This is a genomic window from Pedobacter africanus, from assembly GCF_900176535.1.
Lineage (GTDB): Bacteria > Bacteroidota > Bacteroidia > Sphingobacteriales > Sphingobacteriaceae > Pedobacter > Pedobacter africanus.
In genome coordinates, this window is sequence record NZ_FWXT01000001.1 from 2,715,473 (window position 1) to 2,731,966 (window position 16,494).

At 40.8% G+C, this 16,494-nt stretch carries 13 protein-coding genes; 6 read left to right on the forward strand and 7 right to left on the reverse strand.

Going from position 1 to position 16,494, the window contains the following annotated elements; all coding sequences use genetic code 11:
• Window positions 1–10: 10 nt before the first annotated feature.
• The 5 genes from infB (at window position 11) to B9A91_RS11395 (ending at window position 6,786) form a co-directional block, all read left to right on the forward strand.
• Window positions 11–2,998 carry a translation initiation factor IF-2 gene (gene infB, locus B9A91_RS11375; RefSeq protein ID WP_084238551.1) on the forward strand — a complete coding sequence of 996 codons (2,988 nt, stop codon included), beginning with the start codon at window positions 11–13 and terminating at the stop codon, window positions 2,996–2,998.
• Between the two features lie 413 nt (window positions 2,999–3,411).
• Window positions 3,412–4,164 carry a hypothetical protein gene (locus B9A91_RS23965; RefSeq protein WP_144008902.1) on the forward strand — a complete coding sequence of 251 codons (753 nt, stop codon included), beginning with the start codon at window positions 3,412–3,414 and terminating at the stop codon, window positions 4,162–4,164.
• A gap of 119 nt (window positions 4,165–4,283) precedes the next feature.
• Window positions 4,284–5,057 (forward strand): methyltransferase domain-containing protein, encoded by a 774-nt coding sequence (locus B9A91_RS11385; protein ID WP_084238556.1) that lies wholly within the window; start codon window positions 4,284–4,286, stop codon window positions 5,055–5,057.
• A 16-nt stretch (window positions 5,058–5,073) separates the two neighbouring features.
• Window positions 5,074–5,871 (forward strand): FkbM family methyltransferase, encoded by a 798-nt coding sequence (locus B9A91_RS11390; protein WP_084238557.1) that lies wholly within the window; start codon window positions 5,074–5,076, stop codon window positions 5,869–5,871.
• Between the two features lie 30 nt (window positions 5,872–5,901).
• Window positions 5,902–6,786: a glycosyltransferase gene (locus tag B9A91_RS11395; RefSeq protein WP_084238560.1), complete on the forward strand. Its 885-nt coding sequence runs from the start codon at window positions 5,902–5,904 to the stop codon at window positions 6,784–6,786.
• An 18-nt stretch (window positions 6,787–6,804) separates the two neighbouring features.
• Here the strand turns inward: B9A91_RS11395 and B9A91_RS11400 are convergent, their stop codons facing one another.
• Window positions 6,805–9,024 carry a glycosyltransferase gene (locus tag B9A91_RS11400; RefSeq protein ID WP_084238562.1) on the reverse strand — a complete coding sequence of 740 codons (2,220 nt, stop codon included), beginning with the start codon at window positions 9,022–9,024 and terminating at the stop codon, window positions 6,805–6,807.
• A gap of 4 nt (window positions 9,025–9,028) precedes the next feature.
• Window positions 9,029–9,976 carry a glycosyltransferase family 2 protein gene (locus B9A91_RS11405; RefSeq protein WP_084238565.1) on the reverse strand — a complete coding sequence of 316 codons (948 nt, stop codon included), beginning with the start codon at window positions 9,974–9,976 and terminating at the stop codon, window positions 9,029–9,031.
• A gap of 30 nt (window positions 9,977–10,006) precedes the next feature.
• On the opposite strand from B9A91_RS11405, the gene B9A91_RS11410 reads away from it, so the two are divergent.
• Window positions 10,007–11,014, forward strand: a complete 1,008-nt coding sequence (locus B9A91_RS11410; RefSeq protein ID WP_159451685.1) for a glycosyltransferase — start codon at window positions 10,007–10,009, stop codon at window positions 11,012–11,014.
• Here B9A91_RS11410 and B9A91_RS11415 read toward each other — a convergent pair.
• Genes B9A91_RS11415 through B9A91_RS11435 form a run of 5 tightly spaced genes read right to left on the reverse strand, consistent with a single transcriptional unit; the run spans window position 11,000 to window position 16,378 of the window.
• Window positions 11,000–11,947 (reverse strand): nucleotide-diphospho-sugar transferase, encoded by a 948-nt coding sequence (locus B9A91_RS11415; RefSeq protein ID WP_084238570.1) that lies wholly within the window; start codon window positions 11,945–11,947, stop codon window positions 11,000–11,002. The genes B9A91_RS11410 and B9A91_RS11415 overlap by 15 nt on opposite strands.
• Complete coding sequence (locus B9A91_RS11420; RefSeq protein ID WP_159451686.1) at window positions 11,944–13,047, reverse strand: glycosyltransferase family 4 protein; 1,104 nt, start codon at window positions 13,045–13,047, stop codon at window positions 11,944–11,946. The genes B9A91_RS11415 and B9A91_RS11420 overlap by 4 nt, the downstream gene beginning before the upstream one ends.
• Window positions 13,037–13,753, reverse strand: a complete 717-nt coding sequence (locus B9A91_RS11425; protein WP_084238576.1) for a glycosyltransferase family 2 protein — start codon at window positions 13,751–13,753, stop codon at window positions 13,037–13,039. Before B9A91_RS11425 ends, B9A91_RS11420 begins: the two co-directional genes overlap by 11 nt.
• A gap of 4 nt (window positions 13,754–13,757) precedes the next feature.
• On the reverse strand, window positions 13,758–14,543 hold the full coding sequence (locus B9A91_RS11430; RefSeq protein ID WP_084238578.1) for a glycosyltransferase family 2 protein: 786 nt from the start codon (window positions 14,541–14,543) through the stop codon (window positions 13,758–13,760).
• A gap of 14 nt (window positions 14,544–14,557) precedes the next feature.
• A complete protein-coding gene (locus tag B9A91_RS11435; RefSeq protein ID WP_084238580.1) occupies window positions 14,558–16,378 on the reverse strand; it encodes an ABC transporter ATP-binding protein in 1,821 nt (606 codons plus the stop codon).
• Window positions 16,379–16,494: the final 116 nt, after the last annotated feature.

Sequence of the window (16,494 nt, forward strand, 5' to 3'; positions counted from 1 at the left end):
AAGGATATCAATGTCAGACGACAAACCAATAATTTTATTTAAGGCAGTTAAGGAACTTAACGTAGGCATTGCTACGGCCGTTGAGTTTTTGGAGAAGAAAGGCTTTTCTGTCGAGAATAAACCCACTACTAAGCTCTCCCGCGACATGTATAATGCATTGTTGAAAGAGTTTCAGGGCGATAAGATCGTAAAAGAAGAAGCCAATCAGATTGTTATTGGTAAAATCCGTCGTGATGAACCTGAAGTGACTGAAAAAGTTACGGACGCACCTAGAAAAAATGTTGAATTTGAAAATGAAGGTGTTTTAATCAAAAACCTGAATGCTTATACTCCTCCTGCTGAAAAACCAAAAGAGGAGGCTCCTGCTGCTGAGAAGGCAGAAGAAGGTGCTTTACCTGGTGTGAAAATAGTAGGAAAGATCAACCTTGATGATTTAAATGCTAAAACGCGCCCTGTTAAGAAGGAAGAAGCTGCAGAACCGGAACCAAAAGCTGAAGCACCTGTTGCTCCCGCCGCTCCGGTTGAAAAAGCACCTGAGCCGGTAAAGGAAGTAGAGAAGCCGGTTGAACAGCCTGTTGCAGAAATAAAACCTGAACCTGTTAAGCCAGTGGAAACACCTAAAGCCGAGGAACCTGTGGTAAAAGCTCCTGAACCAGCAGCTACACCAAAAGTGACTCCTGAACCGCCGAAAGCGGACAAACCTGAAGAGAACGAGGTCATCAAAGCCCGTTCTGTAAAACTTTCGGGCCCGAATATCATTGGAAAGATTACTTTACCGGTAACGCCGGACCGTAAATCTCAGCCGGTGGCATCATCGGGCGAGAGTGCGGATGCAAAAAGGAAGCGCAAGCGTAAGAAAACCCCGGGAGGACATCCTGGTCAGCCGGGACAACACGGCAACCAGCATGGTGGTCAGCAGGGCCAGCAAGGCGGGCAACAAGGTCAGGGCGGAGCGCCAAGGACAGGTGCGCCTTCATTTGGTAACAGACCGGATTTTAGAAATAACACAAATAATGCGGCCAACAGGCCTAATTTTAGGAACAATAAGCCAGGAGCTCCAGCTTCCGGACCTAAGGAAGAGCCTACGGAAAAAGAAATACAAGACCAGATTAAAGCAACGCTTGCACGCCTTAGCGGCGCAGGTAAGTCTGGTAAATTTGCACAACGTGCCAAACTTCGTCGCCAGAAACGTGACGATGTGGCCATGTCGGCAGATGAAGCGGCAATGGAGCAGGAACTGCAATCGCGTGTACTTAAGGTAACCGAGTTTGTAACTGCAAACGAGCTGGCAACGATGATGGATGAGCCGGTTACAAAAATTATCGCGACTTGTATGAGTCTGGGTATGTTTGTATCCATTAACCAGCGTCTGGACGCTGAAACTCTAACAATTGTTGCTGATGAGTTTGGCTACGAAATTCAATTCGTTAAGCCGGATGATGAAAGCGATGTGCTGATTGAAGAAGAGGATAATGAAGAGGATCTATTGCCAAGGGCACCAGTGGTTACCATTATGGGACACGTGGATCATGGTAAAACATCTTTGCTGGATTATATCCGTAAAGCCAATGTGGTTGCCGGCGAGGCGGGTGGTATTACCCAGCACATCGGGGCCTATATGGTAACGACTTCGACAGGTAAAAAAGTAACCTTCCTGGATACACCGGGTCACGAGGCCTTTACGGCGATGCGTGCAAGGGGTGCCAAGGTTGCGGATATTGCCATTATTGTGATTGCTGCGGATGATGCCGTGATGCCTCAGACAAAAGAGGCCATCAACCACGCACAGGCTGCAGGGGTACCATTGGTATTTGCCTTTACAAAGATTGATAAACCGGGAGCAAACTCCGATAAGATACGTGAACAGCTGTCGATCATGAATATCCTGGTTGAGGATTGGGGAGGTAACTTCCAGTCGCAGGAGATTTCTGGTAAAAGTGGCTTGAATGTAGACCTGCTTTTAGAAAAGGTATTGTTGGAGGCCGAGTTGCTTGAGCTTAAGGCCAACCCTAATAAACGTGCTACAGGTAGCGTAATTGAGGCTACATTGGATAAAGGACGTGGTATTGTAACTACAGTGCTTGTTCAGGCAGGTACACTTAAAATAGGTGATCCTATTCTTGCAGGTAGCTATAGCGGACGTGTGAAAGCTTTGTTTAATGAGCGCGGCCAGAAAGTAGATAAAGCGGGCCCGTCTGTGCCGGTACAGGTATTGGGTATGCAGGGCGCACCTACTGCTGGTGATAAGTTCAATGCACTGGAAAGTGAAGTTGAAGCCAGGGAGATTGCGAACAAACGTTTACAACTGATGCGCGAGCAAGGCCTTCGTACACAGAAACACATTACACTGGATGAGATCGGCCGTCGATTGGCTATCGGTAACTTTAAAGAGCTGAACCTGATCGTTAAGGGTGACGTGGATGGTTCTATCGAGGCTTTATCAGATTCATTGCTGAAACTTTCGACTCCGGAAATACAGATCAATATCATTGGCAAGGCCGTAGGTCAGATCTCAGAATCTGATGTATTGCTGGCCTCTGCTTCTGATGCGATCATTGTTGGTTTCCAGGTACGTCCTTCCCCGGGAGCACGTAAACTGGCCGAGGCTGAGCAGATCGACATCCGCCTGTACTCTATCATCTACGATGCCATTAACGAGATTAAAGCAGCGATGGAAGGTATGCTGGCGCCAGAGTTTGAAGAGAAGATCACGGCTAACGTTGAGATCAGGGAGACCTTTAAAATTACCAAGGTGGGTACCATTGCCGGATGTATGGTATTGGACGGAACAATTACCCGTAATAGTAAGGTACGTATCATCAGAGATGGTGTGGTAATTTACACTGGCGAGCTGGCCTCGCTGAAACGTTATAAGGATGATGTGAAAGAAGTAAGCAGGGGTTACGAGTGCGGATTGAACATCCAGAACTTTAACAACATTGAAGTAGGCGATATTGTAGAAGCCTACGAGCAGGTTGAAGTGAAACGGAAGTTGTAATAATTCCTTTTAGATATGATAAAGGCGTTGAGAGAATTCTCAACGCCTTTTTTGTTTTCGGGATTATGGGTGCTGTAGTTTGTTTAAAAAAATAATTGCAACGTTTCTGTTGTTTATACCAGAATATTGTTGGCGTAATAGGGGTGCTCATTCACGTAAGATATCCCGTGGTTCGCGTAATAAAATTGCCATTGGAATTTTGTTATGGTAGCTTTAGGCTAAACTTTTTTATTTAAGAACATGTTTTCAGCGCTCACTCCACAGGGTTAATTTCTCGTCAGATCATAATTCCCAAAATTTTTTAATTCTTACACGGGCTAAAAATAGCTGTACTTGATACGCCTCCTGCTTTTACTGCTCCGGTTAGTGGTTCTGTACCTCTTTATGAATATGCGTCGGATACAAAGAGAGTATTGACTACTACTTACTATTCAAGTTATCCTGAACTTACTTACAACGGAATCCTTGGGTATGTATTTAATTCACCGGTTACAGGAGCGGTTCCCCTCTATCAATATTTTCGACAAGAAAGTGGAAATCGTTTCTATACAGTGGTTCATGATACTCCATGGGGTTATACAGGCGGGGATATAGTATGTTATGTGTATCCAAATCAATCAGTCAAAACTCTACCTGTTTATCAACACTATAAGGGAGGTGCAACAGGAGGTTATCACTTCTACACTAATTACCCCGGTGTTCATGAGAATTATGAGTTTCAGGATGTTCAATTTTATCTTTTGCAGAATAAGCAGCCTACAACTAATCCTTTGCCTGATGACGATTATGCGGAGGTCTATTGCTATTGGAACCCCAACATTAATGATCACTATTATACAACAGTAAAGAAAGACTATTGGGGTTATACCTATGAATTTGTCTTAGGTTATGTTTCAAGGACTCAAAGGCCAGGAATGGTACCACTTTATAGTTACTATAAATCGGCGGATAATCATTTCTATACAGTTCAGAAACAAGATTACTGGTCCTATTTATATGAAGGAATAGTCGGATATGTGTATACAACAGCAGAATCTGGAACGGTTGGTGTTTACAGTTATTATAACGATTATTCAGTAGATCATTATTATAAAACCTCCAATACAACTATTCCTGGCTATGCTAATGAAGGAATAAAGTTCTATATGATGCAGTACAATTATTAAATCAAATATTAAAGAGGGTATCTTTTTGGATATCCTCTTTTTTTTAATAGCTTCGGCAAAGCTTTACTAGCGGAAGAATTGTCCTCATATAGAATATAATTCTTCTGAATCTAAAACACATGGATTTTTTTTACAATCTTCACTATAATAGTCTTCAGAAAAGGTCTGATCTTTTATTATTCTTATTTAAAAACCGGTATAGGGAATTTCTATTTAACTACAAACATGCCTTTGACGATAAAAAAGGATTGGAAATAGGTGGCCCTAGTAGTTTTTTCTCCTCAGAGATTCTTCCAATATATAAATGGGCAAAGCAGGTCGATGGATGTAATTTTACCAACAACACAATTTGGGAAGGTGATATTGATACCAGTCAGTATAGATATTTTGCTGGGAAAACTGGAAGGCAATACATCATGGAGGGAACAGATCTTTCTGAGATAGAAGATGAAAAGTATGATTTTTTATTGTCGTCCCATAATTTAGAACATATTGCAAATCCATTAAAGGCAATGAAGGAGTGGATTAGAGTGATAAAACCAGGCGGTTTTTTACTGTTAATTTTGCCCGATAAAAGGTTTACATTTGATCGCAAAAGGCCAGATACCACTTTCTCTCATATTTTATCAGATTATGAAAACAATGTTGATGAACATGATTTGACTCATTTAGCTGAAATTTTGGAACTTCATGATTTGAAGTTAGACCCAGGGGCCGGAAAGGATTTTAATATATTCAAAAAAAGATGCGAAAATAATTTTGAGGTGAGAGGGCTTCACCACCATGTTTTTTCATTTGATCTGATGGAAACATCAGTTCAGTATTTTGATCTCAATGTACTAACAAAATATGATGTGCCCCCCTATCATAAAATAATTCTGGCAAAGAAATAATAATCAGAGAGTTTATATGGGCTTGAGAAGTATAGTTGCTGATAAAATCAGAAAATCAAAGCTAACTAAAATTGAAGCAGAGTTAGAGCGAATTCAAAAATGCCCTCGTTTTACACCAGGCTATACCGATATATTTGGCCTGCAATTCAGGTTTCATGATAGCTTGAGTTTTGTCATTACCTATAGGGAGATTTTCATTAATAAAATATATGCGTTTAAGGCCATTCCGGGTAAAAATGTAATTCTCGATTGTGGTGCAAACATGGGCTTAGGAACACTTTATTTTGCCCGGAATTACCCGGATCATATCATTTATGCTTTTGAGCCAGATCCTCAAATATACCAGGTTTTAAAGGAGAATATTGAAACACTTAACCTCGGTAATGTGGTCTTGCTGGAAAAGGCAATATGGGATAAAGAAGAGACGCTGGCATTCTATGGGGACAATGGAATGAGGAGCAGAGCTAATACCGGCTATCTGGATCAATCCCTACCAACTAATGTTGAGTCTGTGCGACTATATAATTATTTAACGTCGGAGATAGATTTTTTAAAGCTGGATATTGAGGGAGCAGAAAATACTGTATTGAGAGATTGTAAAGATAAGCTTCAAAATCTAGGTTCTTTTTTCTTTGAATATCACAATGATGTTAACCAAGCTCAAACGTTAGATCAATTATTAGCCATTGTAAAAGATGCGGGGTTTCATTATTACATTAAAGAATCCTGGACAAGAACGAGTCCTTTTGCCGATAAAGAACTAATCGGAGGAGTTTTTGATATGGCTATTAATGTTTTTTGCTATAAGCAGTGATAACACCAAATTTTAGAACTCCTTCTGACCATGATTTCTATCATAATTGCTTCTGCTAATAAAAATCTACTTAATGATGTAAGTGTCAATATCCGCGAAACTATAGGAGTTGAATATGAAATTATCAGTTTTGACAATGCAGGTGCAGCAAAGGGGATTTGCGAGGTTTATAATAAGGGTATTCAAGCAGCCAGATATAATCTGATCTGCTTTATGCATGAGGACATCTGCATAAAGACGTCTAACTGGGGATTTATAGTTCAAGATTGTTTTGATACACGGCCCGAACTTGGTTTACTGGGAATTGCGGGTGGACGTTACAAGACCTTGTTTCCGTGTTCATGGTATATTGGTTCGGAAAAATCAGATCGCTATCAGTTGCTGCAGCATTTTAAACACCAGACAGTTGCGGCGAAAGTAGACTTTAATAATCCGAATAATGAGAAGCTATCGATGGTTTCCAGCATAGATGGTGTTTGGTTTTGCACACGGCGAGAGGTTTTGAATGAAGTTCGGTTTGATGAGTTGCTTTTAAAAGGCTTTCATGGATATGACCTTGATTTTTCATTAAATGTTGGTAAAAAATGGGACATAGGCGTTACATTTGATGTGCTATTAGAACACTTTTCAGAAGGAAAATATGATCGTGAATGGGTAAAAAGTATTTTGCTTGTTCATAAAAAATGGAATGAGACCTTACCAAAGCAAGCTGGAAATGATTTCGACAAACAAGAATGTGCGGCATTAGAACAGAAGGCTTTTGAAACGCTTATGTACGCAATGGCTGAAGCAGGTTATTTGAAAGTGCAAATGCGAAAGGTATTATGGAATAGTAAACTGCCGGGCATTTTGGGATGGAAAAGATATTTTAAAATGCATTGCTTTATTTCAGCTCTTAGAGTTCAAGCCGTTTAAACTATCGGAGCAGTTACCTCATATGCTTTTGAAAATCTGCGTTATCTGGCGGCTGATATTGTCCGGTGCATACTTTTCAATGGCAGAAAAGGAATGAGAGGCTAGATGCTTCCAGAGCGTTTCGTTGTAATATAAGTTGATGATCTGATATGCAATTTCTTCAGTTGTATTTGCAATTAGGACATGATGCCCATGTCTTAGATTCATACCTTCGGCACCAATATCCGTGGTGATGACGGGAAGGCTGAATTCCAGGCTCTGACCAATTTTACCTTTCATGCCTGCCCCATATCTTAGCGGTGCTACAAAAATCCGCGAAGATGTAAAGTAGCTGGTCACATCTTCAACGTAACCCGTTACCTTAACCAGAGCTGATTCTAGCTTTAGTATTTCTGGAGTGGGGTGACTACCAATTATGGTCAATTTAATATGTGGGTGATCTCTCCACACAAGCGGCATGATTTCCTTTGTAAGCCACATAACTGCATCTACGTTGGGAGTATGGTAGTAGCCTCCTATAAAACAAATCCCTGATCTTTCTTTATATGGAAAGGTGTTACCCACATAGGGAATATGGACATTTGGGATAACCCTTACATTTCTGGCTCCTTTATCATTTAATATCTCTGCTTCAGTTTCTGTTATTGCAATGGTCACATCTGCTTGTTTTGCTAACGCTATCTCCTCGGACATGATGCGGTCTACAGATTCGATTTCTGTCTGGGTTATAGAACCTTGTAGTTTAAGTCGCCGCTCTTCCCGAATGAAATGTAAGTCAACGGTATCATATACCCAGGTAATTGAAGGGTTTGTTTTAATTAATGAAGCGTAGATCTGATTGAGTTCGGGCCTTGATATCCATGCAATGTTTATTTTCCGAAGCACTTCTCCTAGCTGCTGAAAGATGTCTTTGTCAAAATGTTCTGGATACAAAACACGTATCCCAAGATTTATAAGCGCTGAAAAATAAGGCTCTGTTCTTAGGCCGTCATGAGGTAGGAAAACCACATTAAAATTCAGGGACCTAAATATTTTTAACAGTTCAAATATCCGTCTCGATCCTGAGTCTTTATCGTATGTGGGAAGGGTAACGTCTATGAAGAGAACCGTATTGCTTCTATTAAACTTACCGGCAGCCGCTTCATGCGAAAGTTCTGGGGAAAAAGTGCCTAAAACATCAGCCCATTTGTCTTTGAATTTCTGCGCATTTATTTGTTGATATTCTTTTATGCTGCCTCTTTTAACGGTCTTACCAGAGCTTATGCCTTCAAAATGTATAACGTGGGATAAAGGTTGGTAGTAAACTTTTTTATTTAGCTGATAACGAATAGCCATACAGAGGTCCGTATCTTCATAATAAGCTGGTGCGTAGCGTTCGTCGAATCCCATAAGCAGATCAAAATCTGCTTTGGCCAGCAATATGCTTGCTCCAGAGCAGTAGTCGGTTTGCCTGAGGTAATTAAAGGTCCATAGATCCGGGTTTTGATATTTGCCAAAATTGGCTGGATTGCCTAAATGATCAATTAGACCGCCAGCTTCTTGAAGCAATCCATAAGGATAAATCAATTTACTGCCTACAAGGCCAGTTTCCTTATCATTGTTGAAAACCGCAAGCATTTGATAAAGCCAATCCGGCTGCACTTGAGTGTCGTTATTCAGGAAACATAAATACTTACCTTTTGCAAAGGCTGAAGCTTTGTTACACGATTTCAAAAAACCAAGGTTCTCTGTATTTTCCAGATATTTGATATGGCTGACCTCCTTAAGAAATGATGCGGTACCATCCGACGAACAGTCGTTCACGATAATTATTTCGTAACCAACATTCTGAGTATTTGCAAGAATTGATTTCAGGCAATTGTAAGTATGGTTGAGGTGATTGTGCACAGCAATAATTATACTTACAACTGGGCTTGCTTCTTCTTTAAACTGCAATGGTGTAAATATAGGGTTTTCCGGCATCAGGCCAGAAATCTCTAGTTTGTATAAGCCAAAAATACGTTTGAAGAACTGACTTGGGTTATTAGATCCCAGATATTTTTTGTACGGATTTTGATTAAAACGAAAGAGGTTGATAAATACCAGAAAAAGACGCTTAATTAAAAGTGGCAATAAATCCTTTTTCAAAAAAATGTTACTTTGGCCCTCGTCGACATAGATATAATATTTTTGAATGATTTTAAAACAGGTTGTGTAATTTTTTTTATCTACCCATTTGGTGAATTTTTTTGAGCTCATATGATTATTGTTGGCGACCTTTAGAAGATTTCCATTTTTGCTTAAATCCTTTCCAGATGCCAATTGGAACTAGCCGCATAGGACTGTTTTTAGTGGATAGCGGATGGTTTATTATTTCTTCAATGATTTTTTTATTGTTTGGTTCGATGCTGTCCTTGGTTAGCCAATATTGAATAAACTTTTTCTTATAGGCATTATGATAAACCGACTCACAGATCATTTTTTCTTGATACAATTGATTGATGACCTGTAATTCTTCAATAAAATTAAGCCCGCTTTGGGAAACTTTGCCCGTTACATCATTGCTATGTTTTCTAAAATAGTTTAATAACCTGCCACTGATGTGAACCTTACCCAGTTTGGCCAGTTCTATCCAGAAAAGCCAATCGCCGCAAAATTTGTAATTCACAAAATCTTTTGGTATATGATAAAACAGATCTTTTTTCCAGATTACCATGCTGGCATTGAAAATCGAATTATTGGCCGACATTCTTTTTTTTATAAATTCATGACCGTCAACTACTTCGGATAAGAAGGAGTGCTGGGATTGCCACTGAATTATATTGGTGTTTTGAATGCAATAAGATTGACAATAGCTAATCACTGTATTTTCTTCTTTGGTTATCCCCGCTATTAATTCTTCCAGTAAGTTGGTTTCACACCAGTCGTCACTTTCAGCGATCCATATAAATTCTCCTTTTGCTTTAGATATCCCTTTTTCCCATTGTTTGAAAGTACTGCCGCTGTTTTGTTCATTGTAAATGATTTCGGCTATTTTAGGGTGGCTGTGATATTGTGCTATCACTGTTTTACTATTGTCAGTTGAGCAATCGTCTAATATGATAACTTCAAAATCCTGATAAGATTGGTTCAATATACTTTCTATTCTTTGTACAAGATATTCGGCATGGTTATAATTGGGGACAATAACAGAAACTTTGGGACTATCCATGTATCTTCGTGTTTTAAATTCAAATATACTATGTCTTTAGTGAATGGCCTTGATTATTCTGTTATTATCTGTACCTATAATCCTGATCCAAGACTGCTTCAACGCTGTTTAGTTGCTGTAAGTCTATTAGATGTCCGTGGAATTGCTTTGGAAGTTATTTTGGTAGATAACAACAGTACTGAGCCATTAAGAGGAGCAGATTATGTAAAAGAATTTTTAAATAAAACTCCTCATGCAAGTTTGATTGAGGTGAAGGAACAGGGGCTTAGCTTTGCAAGGATTGGCGGAATTAAGTCTTCTAAAGGCAATTGCATTGTTTTTTTTGATGATGATAATGAGCCAATACCTTCTTATATACAGGAATTGCACATTCTTCGCAAAGATTGCCCGCATGTTGCTGCCTGGGGGCCTGGCGAGGTAGATGTAGATTTCGTTGATGGAATAGATTCCCGTTTAGTAACATATGCGAGGGAAGCTTTTCAGGATAGGCATGAAGCAGTGATGGCTTATGCTAACCAGCGCCTTTGGCAGGACTGTTATCCTTTTGGTACGGGACTTTGTATAGAAAGAGAATATTTGATAGGATACATTGAATTAGCTGAGCTGGGGAAGTTTACTTTGTCTGGAAGAAAGGGCGGGCAAATGAATAGTGGTGAAGATACCCAGATGATCTTTTACTGTATAAGTAGGGGTGCCGCTGCCGGGGTATCACCAGCTCTTAAGATAACACATATGGTGCCGCACAAACGAACGTCACTTAACTATCTGAAACGGCTGGCTTTTGGAACCAGCGTTTGTTACAGTACTTGTCTCGTAGAAGTATTTCCTGACTATCTGGAAAAACTGCGCCCGATTAGCGAGTGGAAATTTGCATTTAAAACACTGAAGAGGTATTTCCTGCTGCTGTTCAATTCCAGTCCGCGCAAAACTTTAGGCCTTGTGGGTTATATAGGTTCTGTAGCCGGTGATTATATGGTTTTAAAAAGAAAGCTGCCTAATTCGGTAACCTGGGTGCTTAAAAAATTAAGGGCTATCTAAAAACAGCTTTCTTAACCACCTTTTGAATCGCCTTCGCACAGAATAGTGTTTTCTTCTTCTTTCTTCCAGGTTCAGTTCCTTATTAAAAGTGAAGTAATCTGCACCTTTCTCTGGAAGGAAATATTTGGGGTGGGTTATTTTGGTTATTTCCTGTAAGGGCAGGTTTGCAAATGTCGCGTTGGGATCAGGGGTATGGGTAGCATCGGCCCTGAACCCAATATTCCGGATCAGGTTTACATTGGGGTTAACAGAAAGTGAATGGTTAAAATAATTGATCAATGTAAGCTGATAATCCCAGGTATCTATTTCTTTCAATTGTAGCTTTTTAAATATAGAAAACCACTGTGCCGCAAGAAACTCGTCTTCAAATATATTCCTGAGCTGGTGTTCAACCTCTGCTTCTTTATAATTGCTAAGGTTTTTATCATAGTCGTTCCAAACCCTGCGCCAGGATGCCCAGCCCCATACATTGGTAGCCAGGCCAAAATAATAACTGGCATCGCCCCAGGTTTGGCCCAGCTGCATATTGGTGCCCGTGATGTGCCTGATGCGGCTGTCGTTCCTGTACCTGTCCAGCATCTCGTCGCAGAAATAGAAGAAGCTCTTTGCCGGTAAACAATCATCTTCCAGTATTATGCCTTCTTCCTCTTGTTCGAAAAACCAGGTTATGGCCGAGGATATCGCATCCTTACAGCCCAGGTTCTTTTCACGAAAAAGTGTTTTTACCTCACAGTCCCAGTCTATATTGCCTACTACCGCAAGGGTTTCTTTGCACAATCTGGTATCTTGTTCATTGCCTGTACGAGGGCCGTCTGCAGCAATATACAATTTTGAAGGCCTGGCTTCCCTGATTTCATTTAAAACCTTTAACGTGGTATCAGGCCTGTTAAAAACAAGGAATAAAACCGGTGATTTGGTAGGGTACATGGTCATGGAGTGAGTTCGTTATAGCAGTTAAGCGTTTTGTTGAGACAGGATTCAAATGTAAATTCCTTGAGTTGCTCATATCCATCTATACTGCGCTTATTTCTTAAGCCAGGGTTTTCAATGAGTTCGGAGATGGCCTGGGTAATGGCTTGTTCCCGGTTAGGATCGAAGTAACTTACCGCATTTCCACCAACCTCTGGCAAACAAGAGGTGTTACTGCTAGCCACAGGGCACCCGTTTTTAAAAGCTTCCAGCATAGGCAGTCCAAACCCTTCTTCCAGGGATGGGTAAATGAACAACAAGGCCTGCTGATAGAGCTGTTTCATTAAAGGGTCTGAGGGATTGATCTGGATTATTTTATTTGTTATGCCCAAAGTGGAGAATACTTCAATTTCTTTTTGTGTAAATTTTCCTCCTCCGGCGCAGATCAGGTAAGGGCTATTTTGTTTGCTGATGAGGCCGGCAATCGCATTTATTGTTGGAAGAAAGTTTTTGTAGGGTGTATTCCTGTCACCAACATACAACATATAATTTTCCGGAAGGTTTTCTTGTGCCGGTTCGATCTGCCTGTCGGGCAGTCCATGATAGATCACCCTTATTTTATCTTTTAAATGCGGATAGTAACCTACAATACCATCCCGGGTATAATTGGATATGGCAATGATCAGGTCTGCGGCTTCCATGCATGCCCTTTTGTTGGCGATCACCCGATCTGAATCGTTAAACAGCTCAGAATGATTTTCATGAATCATATCATGTACCGTCACTATCAGCGGCTTATTCAAATAAGGTAAAAAATAAGGGTCGTAATAGGTTGCATGAAAGATATCAAAGTTGGTTTCCTTTATTTTCTTAATACAGTATTTCAGGTTCCAGTGGTATTTTTTGCTGGGTTTCTTTAATAACAGCTTACCCATTTGTGTGCTTACCAATTGGGGAAAGTTTCTGACATAGTAATTATAGGAACATACCAGGGGTAAAATGGCGGTATAGGCTTCAGTTTGATTAACTGCCGTGATGAGATTGGCAAAATAGCGGGTAATGCCCCCATACTTCTGCAGATCGAACATCTGTGGATCATATAATATGGTGTGCTTATTTGTCATTCTTGTTTTTATGAAACAGGGTTTCTTTAAGTTTTTTAAACATAAAGCGCAGCCATGGCCCATAGCCATGATATTTTTTAATCAGCTGGGCTTTTCTTTCTTCAAATAAAAGGTCGTCTTTCAGAGAGGAGATGCCCGTATGGTTAAAATTGGCAATGGTATAGTCCAGGTATTTCATGCTAAATTCCGGATCGGCAAAGCATTTCATATTCAAATGCCTATCGGCCGCTATTTTATATTCCAGATCGAAACGGTATTTTTCAAAAACACGTTTGGGATAAAATATAGATTGGTGGCATATGCCGTTTTTTGCCTGGTTATAACTGCTGATGTGGCTTTGGCATTTAACCCCTTTGGAAATGATGCTGCCATAATAAATGGTATGTTTGTTCTCCAGTGTCTTCGCCATATCGGAGAAACCGGGTAAAAGTGTATCGTCTGCACCCAGGAAATAAATCCAGTCGCCCGTAGCCAGGTCCAGCGCCTTGTTCATGGCATCATAAATGCCCTGGTCTTTTTCACTGATCCAATTGTTGATCAGGTCCTCATTTTTTTTTAAAATATCAATGGTCCCATCCTCGCTGGCCCCATCGGCAACAATAACTTCTATGGGCGCATAGTTCTGGCTGCGGATGCTGTCCAGGCAAGACTGAAGGTCTTTTTCTGCATTGTAAGTCACTATGATTATCGATACTTTGTCCATCATATTGTTATACCTGGGCCAGACCATTGGTGCATGTTTTTAGCTGTTGTTCCATAGCTGCTTTCACTGCATCGGAATGCAGGGCCTCCTGTTCACGAGACGAGAGTTCGTGTTGCAGATGAAACTGCACAGCTTTAAACTTAACGGATTTTTTAAGGATATTGTTGTTGATAAAGCGGGCTGCCAGCTCTTCATCTTCATGCCCCCAGCCCTGCAGGGCATTGTTATATCCGTTGACGCGTACATAATCTGACTTCCAATAGGCCAGGTTGCTTCCCCTTACGCTGTTTGAATTGTTCTGCTTTTTGGTAAACATAAAAGCCAGGAAAGGAAGCCGTATGGAATTGAAACGATGGATGATCCCCCTGGAAAAATAATTGAAATTTGTTTTGCCGCTCTGGTATGCCGCGGCGATTTCTTTGCGGCTCAGATGGGCCCGGGTTCCCCTTACAAAGGTTCCTTTTTCGGCAAGGCCGATATGATCCTCAACAAAATGCTGGTTTAAAATCACGTCGCCGTCAACCTGGACAATATAATCGCCAGATGCAGCTTTAATGGCCTTGTTTAAGATAATGGCTTTTCTAAAGCCCAGGTCTTCATGCCATATATGGATTAAAGGAACCGGAAAGTTTGCCTGAAACTGCTCAATCAGCTCCCTGGTTTCAATGGCCGAGCCATCATCTGCAATAATCACCTCTAAGGGCATTACTTTCTGCCTCATTATGCTCAGTAAGCATAATTTAAGTGCCTCAGGCCAATTGTAAGTTGCCACTATTAGGGATGTTGCAATCATAATGGTGCAGATAGTTATTCAGAGAAAGTCTGCATATCTATTAAACGTCTGTATAAGCCGTCGTTTCTCATCAGTTCACTATGGGAACCTTGTTCAACCACCGTGCCATTGTCTAACACAATGATCAGATCGGCATTTTGTATGGTCGATAAACGGTGTGCGATAATTAAGGATGTCCGGTTTTCCATTAACTTATAAAGGGCTTCCTGAACCAGTTTTTCCGACTCGGTATCCAGCGCAGAGGTAGCCTCGTCGAGCAGCATTAATGGCGGATTGCCCAGGATTGCCCTTGCAATACAAAGCCTTTGTTTCTGGCCACCAGATAAACGGATGCCCCTGTCGCCGATAAAGGTTTCGTAGCCGTTTTCTGCATTCGTAATAAATTCATGGGCATTGGCAATTTTTGCAGCCCGTTCTACCTCTTCATAAGAGGCGTCTGGTTTGGCAAAGGCGATATTGTTAAAAATGGTATCGTTAAACAGAATGGATTCCTGGTTTACAAAGCCCATTTGCGCTCTTAAAGAATCGGTATTTACATCTTTCAGGTTAACACCATCCCAATAGATATTTCCTTGCTGTGGTTCAATAAACCTGGGCAAAAGGTCCATTAGTGTAGATTTTCCTCCGCCTGAAGGCCCTACAAGCGCAACGGTTTTACCTTTGGGGATTTCTATGTTTACACGCTTTAATATCGGTCGTTCGCCGTAGGCAAAAGATACATCTTCCAGGCGGATCGAATCTTTAAAGGATTTGACAACAACAGCGTTAGGTTTGTCAATCACCTCAGGCTTGGTATCAATCAGGTCCAACACGCGTTTACCTGCAGCAAGACCGGTGTGTATCCCTGTAAACGCATCAGATAATGCTTTTGCAGGGCGGGTAACCTGTGAAAAAATGGCAATATAGGCAATGAACTCTGCAGAGGTTAGTGTCGATTCGCCATTTAAAACCATAGAGCCGCCAAAATATACAATGCCAGCAACCATCATTACCCCCAGGAATTCTGAAACAGGGGAAGCCAGTTGCTGCCGGCGTACCATTTTACGCGTAATATTGGAATAGGTAACGTTTTCCTGGTGAAACCGGTCCTTTACATATGTTGTAGCATTGAATGCTTTTACAATTTTGATCCCGGCCAAAGCTTCATCCAGATAGCCCAACATGTTTGCAAAAGTTTCATGGGCCTGTGTAGCTTGCTGCCTTAATCGTTTTACAATTTTTGCAATGATAAATGCCGAAAGGGGGATAACAAGCAGGGAAAACAAAGTTAATTTTGCGGAAATAGAAAAAAGCAACACGATGTACACAATCAGGGTTACAGGCTCCTTGAATACCACCTGCAGGGTATTGGTCACCGTGAATTGCACCACCTGTACATCTGATGATACTTTGGAAAGGATATCACCTTTTCGCTGACTGTTGAAATAGCCCAGGTGCAGGTTCATCACATTGTTGAATACTGATTTTCTAAGGCTAAGCAGGGTATGGATCCTGAGGTCCTCCATGATCCGGGCAGAGAAGTACTTGAAGATATTAGATAGAAGTACAGAGATCACAATCGTGATGCATACGAATTTCAGGGCTTCCTGTGAGCCATAATTGCCAACGAAATAGTCTGTCAGTTCTCTGAACTTGGCCATCACGTCCCACCATGAAGCTGGTTCAGCCGCCACTTCAACAGCTTTTTTATGGTTGAATAAAGTATCTAGTAAGGGTGCTAATAAAGCAAGGTTTAAGGTGTTAAAAAGTATGTACAGTAGGGTCGCAATAACATAGGGTATAGCAAACTTTTCAATAGGCCTGGCGTACGATAATAACCTGAAATAGTCTTTCATTTAAAGTTTTGAAATTTTCCAAAGGTAAGGATTTACGGCAATGTTTAAAATACGGGCAATATGCGTACTTTATCTACAATGCTTCGAGGCTAAAATAAATTGCTTTTATTTGTACA

Coding starts and splice junctions, on each gene's coding strand:
- infB (WP_084238551.1), top strand. CDS start 11: ATGTCAGACGACAAACCAATAATTTTATTTAAGGCAGTTAAGGAACTT.
- B9A91_RS11385 (WP_084238556.1), top strand. CDS start 4,284: ATGGATTTTTTTTACAATCTTCACTATAATAGTCTTCAGAAAAGGTCT.
- B9A91_RS11390 (WP_084238557.1), top strand. CDS start 5,074: ATGGGCTTGAGAAGTATAGTTGCTGATAAAATCAGAAAATCAAAGCTA.
- B9A91_RS11395 (WP_084238560.1), top strand. CDS start 5,902: ATGATTTCTATCATAATTGCTTCTGCTAATAAAAATCTACTTAATGAT.
- B9A91_RS11400 (WP_084238562.1), bottom strand. CDS start 9,024: ATGAGCTCAAAAAAATTCACCAAATGGGTAGATAAAAAAAATTACACA.
- B9A91_RS11405 (WP_084238565.1), bottom strand. CDS start 9,976: ATGGATAGTCCCAAAGTTTCTGTTATTGTCCCCAATTATAACCATGCC.
- B9A91_RS11410 (WP_159451685.1), top strand. CDS start 10,007: ATGTCTTTAGTGAATGGCCTTGATTATTCTGTTATTATCTGTACCTAT.
- B9A91_RS11415 (WP_084238570.1), bottom strand. CDS start 11,947: ATGACCATGTACCCTACCAAATCACCGGTTTTATTCCTTGTTTTTAAC.
- B9A91_RS11420 (WP_159451686.1), bottom strand. CDS start 13,047: ATGACAAATAAGCACACCATATTATATGATCCACAGATGTTCGATCTG.
- B9A91_RS11425 (WP_084238576.1), bottom strand. CDS start 13,753: ATGATGGACAAAGTATCGATAATCATAGTGACTTACAATGCAGAAAAA.
- B9A91_RS11430 (WP_084238578.1), bottom strand. CDS start 14,543: ATGATTGCAACATCCCTAATAGTGGCAACTTACAATTGGCCTGAGGCA.
- B9A91_RS11435 (WP_084238580.1), bottom strand. CDS start 16,378: ATGAAAGACTATTTCAGGTTATTATCGTACGCCAGGCCTATTGAAAAG.